Annotated in this window: 13 protein-coding genes and 1 pseudogene; 7 read left to right on the top strand and 7 right to left on the bottom strand. The window is 67.2% G+C overall.

Going from position 1 to position 13,177, the window contains the following annotated elements; translation table 11 throughout:
- The first annotated feature begins 69 nt into the window (after positions 1-69).
- The 7 genes from BKH32_RS11605 to BKH32_RS11575 all read left to right on the top strand — a co-directional run bounded on the left by BKH32_RS11605 (position 70) and on the right by BKH32_RS11575 (position 7,054).
- Positions 70-588, top strand: a complete 519-nt coding sequence (locus tag BKH32_RS11605; protein ID WP_075250167.1) for a flavodoxin domain-containing protein — start codon at positions 70-72, stop codon at positions 586-588.
- An 85-nt stretch (positions 589-673) separates the two neighbouring features.
- On the top strand, positions 674-1,780 hold the full coding sequence (argC, locus tag BKH32_RS11600; protein ID WP_075250166.1) for an N-acetyl-gamma-glutamyl-phosphate reductase: 1,107 nt from the start codon (positions 674-676) through the stop codon (positions 1,778-1,780).
- The gene (argJ, locus tag BKH32_RS11595) at positions 1,777-2,973 is read left to right on the top strand and encodes a bifunctional glutamate N-acetyltransferase/amino-acid acetyltransferase ArgJ (protein WP_075250165.1); all 1,197 of its coding nucleotides are present in this window, start codon (positions 1,777-1,779) and stop codon (positions 2,971-2,973) included. The genes argC and argJ overlap by 4 nt, the downstream gene beginning before the upstream one ends.
- On the top strand, positions 2,970-3,896 hold the full coding sequence (gene argB / locus BKH32_RS11590) for an acetylglutamate kinase (protein ID WP_075250164.1): 927 nt from the start codon (positions 2,970-2,972) through the stop codon (positions 3,894-3,896). Before argJ ends, argB begins: the two co-directional genes overlap by 4 nt.
- Positions 3,893-5,167 carry an acetylornithine transaminase gene (locus tag BKH32_RS11585; protein WP_075250163.1) on the top strand — a complete coding sequence of 425 codons (1,275 nt, stop codon included), beginning with the start codon at positions 3,893-3,895 and terminating at the stop codon, positions 5,165-5,167. The genes argB and BKH32_RS11585 overlap by 4 nt, the downstream gene beginning before the upstream one ends.
- Entirely contained in the window at positions 5,164-5,751 is a 588-nt protein-coding gene (locus BKH32_RS11580) for an ArgR family transcriptional regulator (RefSeq protein WP_075250162.1), read from the top strand. Before BKH32_RS11585 ends, BKH32_RS11580 begins: the two co-directional genes overlap by 4 nt.
- A 79-nt stretch (positions 5,752-5,830) precedes the next feature.
- Positions 5,831-7,054 (top strand): argininosuccinate synthase, encoded by a 1,224-nt coding sequence (locus tag BKH32_RS11575; protein WP_075250161.1) that lies wholly within the window; start codon positions 5,831-5,833, stop codon positions 7,052-7,054.
- A 40-nt stretch (positions 7,055-7,094) separates the two neighbouring features.
- Here BKH32_RS11575 and BKH32_RS11570 read toward each other — a convergent pair whose 3' ends face one another.
- The 7 genes and pseudogenes from BKH32_RS11570 to BKH32_RS11545 form a co-directional block, all read right to left on the bottom strand.
- Positions 7,095-7,967 (bottom strand): formate/nitrite transporter family protein, encoded by an 873-nt coding sequence (locus BKH32_RS11570; RefSeq protein ID WP_075250160.1) that lies wholly within the window; start codon positions 7,965-7,967, stop codon positions 7,095-7,097.
- A gap of 127 nt (positions 7,968-8,094) precedes the next feature.
- Complete coding sequence (locus tag BKH32_RS14550) at positions 8,095-8,484, bottom strand: transposase (protein WP_075250159.1); 390 nt, start codon at positions 8,482-8,484, stop codon at positions 8,095-8,097.
- Positions 8,485-8,740: 256 nt separating this feature from the next.
- Positions 8,741-8,860 (bottom strand): annotated as a pseudogene (locus BKH32_RS14545) (ISAs1 family transposase); the annotation flags it as partial.
- 367 nt (positions 8,861-9,227) lie between these two features.
- A complete protein-coding gene (locus BKH32_RS13735; protein ID WP_143222821.1) occupies positions 9,228-9,536 on the bottom strand; it encodes a hypothetical protein in 309 nt (102 codons plus the stop codon).
- A gap of 331 nt (positions 9,537-9,867) precedes the next feature.
- Entirely contained in the window at positions 9,868-10,044 is a 177-nt protein-coding gene (locus tag BKH32_RS13980; RefSeq protein ID WP_178384658.1) for a hypothetical protein, read from the bottom strand.
- 360 nt (positions 10,045-10,404) lie between these two features.
- Positions 10,405-11,478 carry a C2 family cysteine protease gene (locus BKH32_RS11550; RefSeq protein ID WP_178384657.1) on the bottom strand — a complete coding sequence of 358 codons (1,074 nt, stop codon included), beginning with the start codon at positions 11,476-11,478 and terminating at the stop codon, positions 10,405-10,407.
- Positions 11,479-11,780: 302 nt separating this feature from the next.
- Positions 11,781-12,146, bottom strand: a complete 366-nt coding sequence (locus BKH32_RS11545) for a hypothetical protein (RefSeq protein WP_143222820.1) — start codon at positions 12,144-12,146, stop codon at positions 11,781-11,783.
- Positions 12,147-13,177: the final 1,031 nt, after the last annotated feature.

Raw genomic sequence — 13,177 nt, 5'->3', positions numbered from 1 at the left:
GCTTTTTCAGTGCTTTCGTCGAGCAGGGGATCCCAGACAGCGGGTGTGGTCTCAGTAATACTAGGCGGCATGAAGATCCTGCTGACCTCTTCCTCCAAGCACGGGTCCACCGATGAGGTGGCCGCGGTGATTGCCGAGCGGCTCCAAGCCGCCCAGATCGATGTGGAGACCAAGCGTCCCGAGGATGTCGACAGCGTCGAGGAGTATGACGCCTTCGTCCTGGGCAGCGCGGTCTACATGACCAAGTGGACGCCGGAGGCCGTCGACTTCACCACGCGCTTCCGTGACGTCCTCAGGGCCAGACCCGTGTGGGCCTTCTCCGTGGGGCTCTCCGGCCTGCCCAAGGGCAAGGTCTCCGACCCCATGCGCATCGGTCCGGTGCTGCTGGCCATCGACCCGAAGGACCACATGACCTTCGCGGGCCGCTTCGACCCCTCCAAGCTCAACCTACGGGAGCGCTCCATCGCCAAGCTCGGAGGAGCGACCGAGGGCGACTACCGAGACTGGGACGAGGTGCGCCAGTGGGCCGACGCCATCGCCACCTCCCTCTATGACGACACGCTCACCGGCAACCACGATCGCTCCTAGTCCTCGGCCCTGAGGGCGGAGGGGAGATAAATCACAGCAACGGGCGATGAATGCATTTCTATGCATTCGGATGTATGGTTGCTGTATGACTTGGTCAGTTGCTGTTGCTGGAGCCACCGGATACGCCGGTGGTGAGATCCTGCGCCTGCTCACAGCCCACCCGGAGGTGGAGGTCGGCGCACTCACCGCGGCCTCGTCCGCAGGCAGTCGGATCGGAGACCACCACCCGCACCTGCTGTCCCTGGCGGACCGCGTCGTCCAACCCACCGAGGCGGAGCTCCTCGCCGAGCACGACGTCGTCGTCCTGGCCCTGCCGCACGGAGCCTCCGGAGCCATCACGGCGGCCCTCGAGGAGCTCACCTCGAGCGGCGGTACGCCGCTACTCATCGACTGCGGGGCGGACCACCGCCTGACCAGCCGGCGGGCGTGGGAGGCCTTCTACGGCTCGGACTACGCCGGTGCCTGGACCTACGGCATGCCCGAGCTCCTGCACCACGGCGAGACGCGCGCCCGCGCTCAGCGCGAGGAGCTGGTCGCCACCAGGCACATCGCCGTCCCCGGCTGCAACGTCACCGCCGTCACCCTGGCCGTCCAGCCCGGCATCGCCGCCGAGCTCGTCGACCCCTCCCGGCTCACCGCGGTGCTGGCTGTCGGCTACTCCGGCGCAGGCAAGGCGCTCAAGCCGCACCTCACCGCGGCCGAGGCGCTGGGAGCGGCTCAGCCCTACGCCGTTGGAGGCACCCACCGGCACATTCCCGAGATCCTCCAGAACCTGGAGGTGGCCGGCGCCGCCGCAGGGGTCGCGCACCTGTCCTTCACCCCGGTCCTGGTCCCCATGAGTCGCGGCATCCTCGCCACCGTCACCGCTCCTATGACTGCGGCCCTGCGCGAGGCCCCTGACCCTGAAGCAACTCTACGGGCGGCCTGGAACGACGCCTACGGGGCCACCGGCAGCGGTGAGAGCCTCATCCAGCTGCTGCCCGAGGGGACCTGGCCCACCACCGGCACCGTCCTGGGAAGCGGAACCGCCACCGTTCAGGTCGCCATCGACCGTGGCGCGGACGCAGTCGTGGCCATGTGCGCCATCGACAACCTCGGTAAGGGCACCGCCAGCGCCGCCCTCCAGTCCCTCAACCTCGCCCTCGGACTGGAGGAGACCACCGCCATCGTCGCCCAAGGAGTCGCACCGTGAGCGTGACCGCAGCCCAGGGATTCCGCGCCGCAGGCGTGCGCGCCGGCCTCAAGGCCTCCGGCAAGCCGGACCTCGCCCTCGTCGTCAATGACGGACCGCTGGACACCGCGGCCGGAGTGTTCACCACCAACCGGGTCGTTGCCGCCCCCGTGGTCTGGTCACGTCGGCTCCTGGCCGGTCAGGAAGGCGGGCAGCCGGGCCATGCCCGCGCCGTCGTCCTCAACTCCGGCAGCGCCAACGCCTGCACCGGAGCGCAGGGCCTGCACGACACCGAGGCCACGGCCGCCCGCACCGCAGGTCTGCTGGGCGCCGAACCGGGCCAGATCCTGGTCTGCTCCACCGGCGTCATCGGGGAGCGCATCGACATGCCCGTCCTCCTGGAGGGCGTCGACGTTGCCGCCCTCGCTCTGGCCGACACGGCCCAGGCCGGGACCGACGCGGCCACCGCCATCATGACGACCGACACCGTCTCCAAGGAGGACGCCCTCACGGTCGGTGCCGGGGAGCAGAGCTGGACCATCGGCGGCATGATCAAGGGAGTGGGCATGCTGGCCCCCGGGATGGCCACCATGCTCGCCGTCATCACCACCGACGCCGTCCTCACCTCTCAGCAGGCCCAGGACGCCCTGGCCTCCGCCACAACGCGAACCGTCAACCGGATCAACTCCGACGGCTGCATGTCCACCAATGACACGGTTCTCCTGCTGGCCTCCGGAGCCTCCGGCACCGCTCCCTCCCAGGACGAGCTCGACGAGGCGCTCACTGAGGTGATGAGCCGGCTCGGCCGGCGCCTCGTGGCCGACGCCGAAGGCGCCACCCACGACATCGCCATCACCGTCTCCGGCGCCGTCAGCGAGGAGGCCGCCGAGGCCGCAGCCCGCACCGTCAGCTCCTCCAACCTCCTCAAGTGCGCCGTCGCCGGCGCCGACCCCAACTGGGGGCGCATCCTCTCCCAGCTGGGGACCGTGCCCGAGGACGTCTGCCCCTTCAACCCCGACGAGGTCGACGTCGCCATCAACGGCATCACGATCTTCAGCCACGGCGCCCCCGAACCCAACCGGGACGCGGTGGACATGAGCCCACGCGAGACCCGCATCGACATCAACCTGTCGGCGGGTCGGGCCGAGGCCACCGTGTGGACCAACGACCTCACTCACGGATACGTCACCATCAACGCGGACTACACGACATGAAACGGACCCCTCTCGACCCACAGACCAAGGCATCCGTCCTGCTGGAGGCCGTGCCGTGGCTGCGCACCTACAAGGGCGCCACCATGGTCATCAAGTACGGCGGCAACGCCATGGTCAACGATGACCTCAAGCGCGCCTTCGCCCAGGACATCCTCTTCCTCCACCAGGTCGGGGTGCGCCCCGTCGTCGTCCACGGCGGCGGGCCCCAGATCAACGCGATGCTCAAGCGGTTAGGTATCAGCTCGGAGTTCCGCGGAGGCCTGCGCGTGACCACCCCCGAGGTCATGGACGTGGTCCGCATGGTTCTCACCGGCTCCGTGCAGCGCGAGCTCGTCTCCCTGCTCAACACCGACGGCTCCGCCGCCGTCGGCATCAGCGGTGAGGACGGCGGACTCCTGCGAGCCCGGCAGCGCCTGGCCACGGTGGACGGGCACAAGGTCGACGTCGGCCTGGTCGGCGATGTCGTCGACGTCAGCCCGCAGCCCATCATCGATCTGCTCGACCAGGGCCGCATCCCGGTCATCTCCTCGGTCGCCCCGCTGACGACGAACTCCGAGACCGTCCTCAACGTCAATGCCGATACGGCCGCCGCCGCGATCGCCGTGGCCCTCAAGGCCCGCACCCTGCTCATGCTCACCGATGTCGAGGGGCTCTACTCGGCCTGGCCCGACCGCGGCTCGCTGGTGCCCTTCATCAGCGCCGCCGCGCTGGAGGAGCTCCTGCCCACGCTCGAGGCCGGGATGATCCCCAAGATGGAGGCCTGCCTGCGGGCCGTCTACGGGGGAGTCGCACAGGCGCACGTCGTCGACGGACGCCAGGCCCACAGCATGCTGCTCGAGATCGTCACCGACCAGGGCGTCGGTACCGTCATTCACTCCGGAGACGCCCCGAAACCACCGCTGAACGGAGGCAAGAGCCTATGACCCCCTCCTTACAAGCTCAGGCACCCACCGTGGAGGTGAACGGGGCGGGCACCGGCAACGCCGGTTGGCTGACCCGCTACACCGACGCCGTCATGAACACCTTCGGCACCCCCAGCCGGGTCCTGGTGCGGGGGCGGGGCTCCCATGTCTGGGACGCCGACGGCCAGGAGTACATCGACCTGCTGGCGGGCATCGCCGTCAACTGCCTGGGGCACGCGCACCCCGCGATCATCCGGGCCGTCACAGAGCAGCTCTCCGAGCTGGGGCACGTCTCGAACTTCTTCACCACCCCCGCCCAGGTCGGCCTCGCCGAGGAGCTCGTCCGGCTCACCTTCCCCGGCCGCCCCGCTCACGACTCCCGCGTCTTCCTGGCCAACTCCGGCACCGAGGCCAATGAGGCCGCCTTCAAGATCGCCCGCCGCCACGGCGGTAGCCGGCGTCCCCGGGTCCTGGCCCTCCAGGATGCCTTCCACGGCAGGTCCATGGGCGCCTTGGCCCTGACCTACAAGGCGGCCTACCGTGAGCCCTTCGAGCCCCTGCCCGGCGGGGTGGAGTTCATCCCCGCCGGAGACGTCGAGGCTCTGCGCACCGCACTGGGGCCGGATGTGGCGGCACTCGTCGTCGAACCCATTCAGGGTGAGGCCGGGGTGCGTGAGCTGCCCGCCGGATACCTGGAGGCGGCCCGCGAGCTGACTGAGGCCGCCGGCGCGCTGCTCATCATCGATGAGGTCCAGACCGGAATGGGACGCACCGGCGCCTGGATGGCCCATCACCTGCTGGCACCGGGCGTCGTCCCCGACGTCGTCACCCTGGCCAAGGGGCTGGGCGGAGGCATCCCCATCGGTGCGGTTGTCACCACCGGGCAGGCCGCGGCTCTCCTCGGGCCGGGGCAGCACGGCACCACCTTTGGCGGCAACCCGGTGGCCTGCGCAGCAGCGCTCGCCGTCATCGAGACCATCCGCAGCCAGGCCCTGCTCAACCGGGTTCAGCAGCTCGGCTCGGCCTGGTCCGGGGAACTGGCGGCCGTTGACGGAGTAGACCAGGTGCGCGGCCGGGGTCTGCTGCTCGGTGTCGGGCTGGGCGGCGGGCTCCCGCCCGCTGCTGACCTCGCCGCCGCCCTGGCGACCCGCGGCTTCATCGTCAACGCGCCGCGCCCCGACACGATCCGCCTGGCTCCCCCCTTCATCCTGTCCGATGATGACGCCAGAGCCTTCACCACCACGCTGTCCGAGATCCTTGCTCGGGCGCTGTCAGAGAAAGCCGATTCATGAGCGCCACCATCGAGGCCTCTCAACGCGACCTGACGGCAACGGCCCCACTGATCCCCGGGACCAAGACCGCCAGGCACGCCAGTATTGCCCAGATCCTGTCACGTGAACGCATCCGCTCCCAGGCCCAGCTGCGCAAGGCCCTGGCTCAGCGCGGCATCAGTACCACCCAGGCCACGCTCTCACGGGATCTGGTGGAGCTGCGGGCCACGAAGATCCGCGCCCCGGGCGGAGAGCTCATCTACTCCATGCCTGAGGCCGGTGCCCCCGGCCAGGTCCATGCCGGCACCCTCTCCGAGACGGAGGAGATCGACGACTCCCTGCGTGCCCACACCACCCCCCGCCTGTCCCGCTGGTGCGCCGAGCTGCTCGTCACCGCCGAGTGGGCCGGCCCCCAGGTGGTCCTGCGAACTCCCGCTGGAGCCGCCCAGCTGCTCGCCGGGGCCGTCGATGACGCCATGATGCCCGGTGTCATGGGGTGCATCGCCGGAGACGACACCGTCCTGGTCATCACCCGCGGCGCCCAGGTCGCAGCCGATGTGGCCAGGCACCTGCTCGCTCTGGCCGACCCCTCGGCCCGAGCCTGACCCCTCCCCACCGCCCTTGACATTCTCAGTCACCTCAGCGCTGCTCCGTCGGCGTCATCACGAAGAGAAGAGTGATCTCATGAGTATCCACAAGGACCGTGTCGTCCTGGCCTACTCCGGAGGCCTGGACACGTCCGTCGCTATCGGCTGGATCGGCGAGGCCACCGGTCGAGAGGTTGTGGCTGTCGCCGTCGACGTCGGTCAGGGCGGCGAGGACCTTGAGGTGATCCGTCAGCGAGCCCTCGACTGCGGTGCCGTCGAGGCCTATGTCACCGACGCGCGAGACGAGTTCGCCAACGACTACTGCATGCCGGCTCTCAAGGCCAATGCCCTCTACGAGGGGACCTACCCGCTCGTCTCGGCCCTCTCCCGCCCCGTCATCGCCCGCCACCTGGTCAAGGCCGCCCGCGAGTTCGGCGCGCACACCGTGGCGCACGGCTGCACCGGCAAGGGCAACGACCAGGTTCGCTTCGAGGTCTCCATCACCTCCATGGCGCCCGACATGGACTGCATCTCCCCGGTGCGCGACCTGGCGCTGACCCGTGACGTGGCCATCGACTACGCAGAGAAGCACGATCTGCCGATCGAGACCACCAAGCACAACCCCTTCTCCATCGACCAGAACGTCTGGGGACGCGCCATTGAGACCGGGTTCCTCGAGGACCTGTGGAACGCCCCCACCAAGGACGTCTACGTCTACACCGATGACCCCGCTTACCCGCCCCTGCCCGACGAGGTGACCCTCACCTTCAAGGAGGGCATCCCCGTGGCCATCGACGGTCGCGAGGTCAGCCCCCTGGAGGCAATTCAGGAGCTCAACCGCAGGGCCGGCGCCCAGGGCGTGGGGCGTATCGACGTGGTCGAGGACCGGCTCGTGGGGATCAAGTCCCGTGAGATCTACGAGGCCCCCGGGGCCGTGGCCCTGATCGAGGCCCATCGGGCGCTCGAGGCCGTCACCCTGGAGCGCGTGCAGCACCGCTACAAGCGGAGCATGGAGCAGACCTGGGCCGAGCTCGTCTACGAGGCCCAGTGGTACTCCCCGCTCAAGCGCTCCATGGACGCCTTCATCGAGGACACGCAGCGCTACGTCAGCGGTGACATTCGCATGGTTCTGCACGGAGGCCGGGCGACCGTCAACGGGCGCCGCTCCGAGATGGGCCTGTACGACTTCAACCTGGCCACCTACGAGAGCGGAGACACTTTCGACCAGTCCTCCTCACGAGGATTCATCGAGATCTATGGGATGCAGTCCAAGCTCGCCGCCGCCCGCGACGTGCGCGCAGGCAACGGTCGAGGGTTCTGACTGAGCCGCGCCCAGGGCCCCACCCCTCCGAAGCACTCGGCTACTCGGCCGCTTGTGCCTCGTTGCGGTGGGGCTGGCGGCGCAGCCAGCGGGAGTCGTCATTGGCGTAGGCGTAGTAGCCACCGATCAGCAGGCCGCCGCCCACGAAGTTGCCCAGCAGCGCCACTGCCACGTTGCCCAGCGCCGGCAGCACGTCGATCCCGTGCGTCAGCCCCACGACAGTGAACAGGACGGTGTTGGCCACCGAGTGCTCGAAGCCGAGGAAGGCGAAGACGAATACGGCAATGATCATCGAGAAGATCTTGGACCAGTCCTCGTGGATGAAGCCGTTGTAGATGAGGAGCATCGCCAGGTTGATCATGAAGTTGCACAGGATCGCCCGTACGAACAGGTCAGCAACCCCGGAGGCCGATGACAGGTAATGGAGCTTGGCCTCCACCGAGTGCACGGCCTGCTCGCCGGTGGGGCCGTCCACGAGGGTGGAGAAGTGGTACATGACGGCGAAGACGAGACCGCCCATGAAGTTGCCAGCCAGGCACATGGCCAGCACCCTCAGGGTTCTCCACGCCGAGATGCGCTTGTAGTAGTAGCCGATGACCACCACCATCATGTTGCTGGTGAGCAGCTCGGACTTCGTGTAGTAGATGAAGACGAGGGCGGGCCCGAAGGCCAGTGCCCCCAGGAGCTTGCCGATCCCCGCCAGGGAGCTGTCCCCGACGTGAAACTCGTCGAAGATTCCGACGATGGCGTAGTTGACGATGTAGAAGACCGCCACGATCATGCCGGCCATGGCCGCGCGCATGAGGTAGCGGTGGGCGATCGCCCCGGTCATCCTGGTCTTGGTCTCGAGGGCCTCGAGTACGGTGGAGATGAACTGCTTGCCTGGGAAAAGTGCGTCTTGTTCGGCGGGCATTGGCTCATCATGGCATGGCCGATCAGCCACTATGCGGGCCTTTCTTCCTTCTCGTTGTGGCGTCGCCCGCCCGGGTCCCGCTCCTGCACGCAGGGGGTCGGCAAAGTCTGTTTAGGGTGTTGTTGGGTCAGTAGGCTGATGGCCAGGTTGCGACGGTCTCGGGCTGGGCGTCGGTCGTGGGCAGGGAGCGCGCCCGGGTAGACCACCTCGACGCGCTTCCTACCTTTGAGGGTGCGGGTGTGTCGGACCTGGACCGCCTGGGCAGCGGCGGGGAAGTCCACCCACGTGGGGCCCAGGCGGCCTTGACGGTGCGTCGAACCCGCCGACCGTGGGAGCGCTCGACCGAGGAGATGGGTGGGACGCTCTTGCAGGGAGGGGCCTTGAGAGTACGGTGCAGGGTCTTCTGGTTGCCTTTGACCGTCAGCACGTAGTGGCCACCCTGATCGCGGATCCACTGGGCGGTGCCTGTCTGGGTGTGCATCGCGTCGGCGGTGATCACCGCCCCGTCCAGGTCCAAGGGCTCGAGGAGCTCCCTGAGCGCGGGGAACTCGTTGGACTTGTGCCACCGGCTGCTGGGTCAGGACCGCGCTGGTGGCGTGGTCCAGGGCGGACAGGAGGTGCGGTGCCGGGTTGTCGCCGGTGTGGGCGCCGCGTATGGTCTTACCGTCAGCGGCGATCACCCTGTGAGCGTTGATGGTGCTGGTGCGTGTGCACAACCATGACCTCAGGTGGGCGTCAAGACCCGCGGGGTCCAGGTCCTGCAGGACCCGGCGGATGGTCGACTCCGATGGAAGAGGCTGTCCCTCCTCCAGTCCCAGAGACCGTAGCTCGGCGGCGGTCAGGTCGGTGGCGTGCTCCCATATCGTCGTCAGGCTCCGGCAGCCGGCCAGCACCCCGGTGATGGCCAGGGACAGGACCGTCGGCAGGCCTCAAGCGCGCACCCACCGGTCCCTGGGATCCGCCACGTTCCTGAGAACCTGGGTCAGGGGCAGGCGCGGCAGAGCGGTCGTGGTGGAAGATGACGTCGGCGCGGGTTCCTGGGGACGAAGGGATTGACTAAGCACCACACATCGTCCCTACGGGGCCCGTGTCCCCGGTCTCAACGACACACCACCCCTGTCAAAGCCCCGTCAACCCACCCCAGCCTCCATCACCCACCGACTTTGCCGCCCCCCTGCCTTCAGGGGCGGGCTTTATCTCGACCATGACCGGTATCCTTCCAGGAGGTGAACTCAGTGAGGACCGGCAGTCTTTACGGGTTCAGCAGGGGTCCCACTTTCGACACCAGTGCAGTCCGGGGTCGAGTGCAACGTGAACTCGCGTCGTCAACCCACCTCCCCTCGTTCTATCAGGGATAAGGGGCGGTGGGTTGACGGCGATGAGGGTGACGGTGCCCAGGCCGTCGATGTGGACGCTCTCACCCAGGTGCAGCTCGTACCTGGTCGGCTTCCCTCCCTTGGGGGTCCAGCGCACCGAGCCGATCCACTGATGATGCTCAGACCGCATACCACCGGTCTCCAGTCTCCCGGCCTTGGTCTCAGGAGCCGGAATCGGTCCGTCAAGAGACATGACGCTGCCCCTTCCCACCCCCGCCGGTAGAGGAACGCTGGTGGTGCTCGGCCGGGTCCACCACAGCCAGCTGCCTGCCCCCCAGCAGGAACGCGAGCACGACGACGACACCGACGGCGCCCCAGAGCACACGTCTCCTTCGGCACCTCTCCCGGTCAGCGTCTTTCGGGGAGGGGCAGGGCGCCATGGCAGGGTCCACAGGCCCCTCAGGGGCGGGCTGCATCTCGACCATGACCGGTATCCTTCCAGGAGGTGGGCTCTTGAGGAACAGTGCTGGGCTGAACCGTCACTGATGATGTGAGCTCAGTGACGGCCAGACGTCTTCGCGGGTTCAGCAGGGGTTCCAGGGGTCACACCAGTGCAGGTCTGGGTTGAGGTTGATGTTGACCTTGATGGCCCAGCCGCCGGGCTTCTGGCCTGAGAGAAGGGGTGGTGGGTTGACGGCGAGGAGGGTGACGGTGCCCAGGCCGTCGATGTGGACGCTCTCACCCAGGTGCAGCTCGTACACGGTCGGCTTCCCTCCCGTGGGGGTCCAGCGCACCGAGGCGATCCACTGATGGCGCTCGGAGCGCAGACTGTCATACTCCAGCGTTCCCGTTCTGGTCTGTCGGGGAGGGAGTGAATCAGCGAGACGGACTGTCTCACCCCCCTCCACCCCAGCCGGCAGAGAAACTCTCGTGGTACTCGGGCGGGTCCACCACAGCCAGCCGCCCGCCCCCACCGCAATCGCAACAACAATGACAATGGCTGTTTGCAGCATTGTTTTCTTACTTACCACCCTTCTCGTGTGCCCATTGTTTTCGCGCAGTGTCATATCATTTCTCGTGTCGCACATCTGTCACAGACGCTCTTTCAGGTGTCTTCCGCATCAGGGTATTGGACTGATATCCGTGCGGGCAAAGTATTTTTCGTAGTCCTCTCGGGTGATTCGGATGAGACCCCCGGGCTCTGCAGCACCGTCGGGATGCTTGTTGTTCCCCCATGGGTTACGTAGAGTAACGTAGTTGTCGTCGATGGCTTCAACGGTATATGAGTGGTCGCCGCTAATTGTGAGCTCTTGCTCTTTGTCCGACTGTGCGCCGTTCCCACCCGTACTGGTGGTGTCAATTTTACCATCACCGTTGGTGTCAGTTGCTGCCGTGACCTTGTTTCCATTGTTGAAATCCCCTCCTGTTGTTGAAGCAACAACGACTTGCCCGGAGTCAACGGCACTCTTGACGGTGTTCCATTCGCCTTGGTCGTACTTGTGGTCCTCTAACGGAAGGGGAATTCCGAACCATCCTGTCGCCCCCCACGTGTCGACATGGTAAGCGTCTGCGCCTGTGCTGACCTCCATAGCAGCGTCTTCAGGCCAACCGCCGTCGGCGAGATCTTCGAATCCGAAGTGCTTGCCGTAGGCGCGTTCATAGATGCTCATGAGGGTGGGTCTCCCCCGGTCGTCTTTGGTGCCGTCAGAGTAGTAGTCGTCCACGTCGACGTAGACGGGTTTGCCGTTGTCGTAGAGGGTGACGACGAAGCAGTTCTTCTTCTCGTCCCACCTGACCTGGTCCCGCAGGAACTGCTGGCCGTCCTCGGTCCGGGAGTAGCCCTGCAGCGTGGCAAGCAGGTAGCAGTCACCAATGAGTGTTTGGTTAGCGTCGGGGTCCCAGTCGCCTTTGCCGTCAGCTTGATCCCGCAACCGTCTCTTGTCCGCCTCTGAAAGCTGCGGTGTGCTTCCCTTGTCTGCCGGCGGCTCACTGTTCTTCCCGCTTCGTGGACTGGTACTTGCTGTGGCAGCCAGTGAGGTGGCGGTGGTGGTGGCTGCCAGGTCGATGGTGGACAGCAGGGTGTTGAAGGTGGTGGTGATGACGGTGGCCGCCACCTGGCAGGCCGGAGCCGTTGCGGGGCTGGCGATCGAGGTCACCAGCAACCGGGCGGCCTGAGCCTGCAGCTCAGCAGCCATGCCATGGGCCTGCTCCAGGACACCCGCATAGGCATCCATCACACCGGCCCCACGACCCAGCTCCCCAGCCCTGCCGGAGAGCTCACCACTCAGAGACGAGGCCGCAGCCGAGAAGGCCTGCGCACTGACCCCCTGCCACGACGGAGCCGAAGAAGCGGCCGAGGACATCAACGACGCCCCCTCACCAATCCTGTCCCCCGACCGGCGCCAAGACGCAGCCAGAGCCCTGACCCCGCCAGGAGAACCAGGAACCCGCGTAGCAATCACAGCCGCCAGCCCGGGCAACCCAACCGGTACCGCGCTCATCGTCCCACCCCCAGGCCTCCACGGCCCCGGCCGGCGCAAGCCCCCGCGCTGGCGCCCGCACCCACGCCGGCGCCGGTGCCCATCAGGCTGTGGGCGCCGGAGGCTGAGGACTCATCGGCCTCGGCCAGGGCGGACATGGCGTACTTGACCCCACCGGCGATCTGGTCGGCGCCTGCGGCCCCGTCGCGAGCACCGGCGCTGTGGGCCGCGGCGTAGGCCGCCGCAGCCGCCACCAGCACCCCCGGCCCCAGGTCACCGCCGCTGCCGGGCTCGACACTGACCGACCCCACCGCGGCCGAGCACTCATCAGCCAACGACACCACCCGCGCCAGCTCCTCGGGCACCACCCGCAACACCATCACGAACCACTCCAATCACCAACCCCGGAAGCACCAGCATCGCGCCCCCGGGAGAAGCCTTGTAGGAATCAGGGAACACCATGAAAGTTAACCTCACGGTCAGCACACACGCAGGGACCAAGGCCCCAGCCCCGATCTCAGCCCTGCGAACGGCCCTGCACTGAGCCAGCCACAGGCGCAACCAGCCGCGCGCGACACCCAGCCCCTCGACCCGGGATCACCCGAAGCCACCCACCGCACTCCACCCGGTCCCGCCGATGATATCTACCTGGATTTCACGCCCGCACAAGGAGGTAAGCCGGTACCCTTGACTGCAAGGGTGTCATTCATCAGACGTTCTCGGCTCTCAGTAATCCACCTGATTCCAGGAACCAGGACCACCTGTCAGTAGTGCCCCGACGGCGTAGTCCCGAAGCTGAGGGAAGCGAGTAGGTTGGTGGCAGACGAGGGCGAAAGCGACGTCAGAAGCGAGGGCGGCACCCCCATGGCAGTCCCCGCCCCGCAGGTGGGTGGACGGCGAAAGCGTGGCGTCACGGCGCGACGCGCCCTCCTCGGGATCATAGGAGCCTGCCTGGCCATGGTGATCGGCCTTGCCGGCCGGCTGTACTGGACCCACCCGAGCACCACCACTGCCTCCCTACCCGCCGGAGCTCAGAGGGGCCAGGAAGAATACCTCAGCGGGGCATTACCCCCTCCTGTCACAAGACACGGGATGCTGTCTCCAGGGCCACTGCACTCCAGGAACCACGAATGGGTTGGCACGGTGACATGGAAACCGTTCCATGCGGCGGAGCAGGACTATGAGCTGCGCCTCGGCGAGAGCGTACACATCGAGGGAATCGGAACAGTATGAGTCGCCCTGGGTTTGATGGGGGCAGTGATGACACGGAAGGATCACTGTCATGGGACAGAAGAAGTACCCCGATGAGCTGCGGTAGCGGGCCGCGAGGACGGGCGTTGGACGCGTTGGCTGACCCGGCGCGGGCCAGGGGCGCGATCCGCGGGATCGGCGAGGAGCTGGGTGTCCACCCCGA

The organism is Actinomyces oris (assembly GCF_001929375.1).
GTDB classification, from domain to species: domain Bacteria; phylum Actinomycetota; class Actinomycetes; order Actinomycetales; family Actinomycetaceae; genus Actinomyces; species Actinomyces oris_B.
Note: the sequence above shows the minus strand (reverse complement) of the source record. Positions and strands in the feature narration are given on the sequence as shown.

What these genes read in the sequence shown, in the direction of transcription:
- argC (WP_075250166.1), top strand. Translation starts at nt 674, where the DNA reads ATGACTTGGTCAGTTGCTGTTGCTGGAGCCACCGGATACGCCGGTGGT.
- BKH32_RS11575 (WP_075250161.1), top strand. Translation starts at nt 5,831, where the DNA reads ATGAGTATCCACAAGGACCGTGTCGTCCTGGCCTACTCCGGAGGCCTG.
- BKH32_RS11550 (WP_178384657.1), bottom strand. Translation starts at nt 11,478, where the DNA reads ATGGCTGCTGAGCTGCAGGCTCAGGCCGCCCGGTTGCTGGTGACCTCG.
- argB (WP_075250164.1), top strand. Translation starts at nt 2,970, where the DNA reads ATGAAACGGACCCCTCTCGACCCACAGACCAAGGCATCCGTCCTGCTG.
- BKH32_RS11580 (WP_075250162.1), top strand. Translation starts at nt 5,164, where the DNA reads ATGAGCGCCACCATCGAGGCCTCTCAACGCGACCTGACGGCAACGGCC.
- BKH32_RS11605 (WP_075250167.1), top strand. Translation starts at nt 70, where the DNA reads ATGAAGATCCTGCTGACCTCTTCCTCCAAGCACGGGTCCACCGATGAG.
- BKH32_RS13735 (WP_143222821.1), bottom strand. Translation starts at nt 9,536, where the DNA reads ATGTCTCTTGACGGACCGATTCCGGCTCCTGAGACCAAGGCCGGGAGA.
- BKH32_RS11570 (WP_075250160.1), bottom strand. Translation starts at nt 7,967, where the DNA reads ATGCCCGCCGAACAAGACGCACTTTTCCCAGGCAAGCAGTTCATCTCC.
- BKH32_RS11585 (WP_075250163.1), top strand. Translation starts at nt 3,893, where the DNA reads ATGACCCCCTCCTTACAAGCTCAGGCACCCACCGTGGAGGTGAACGGG.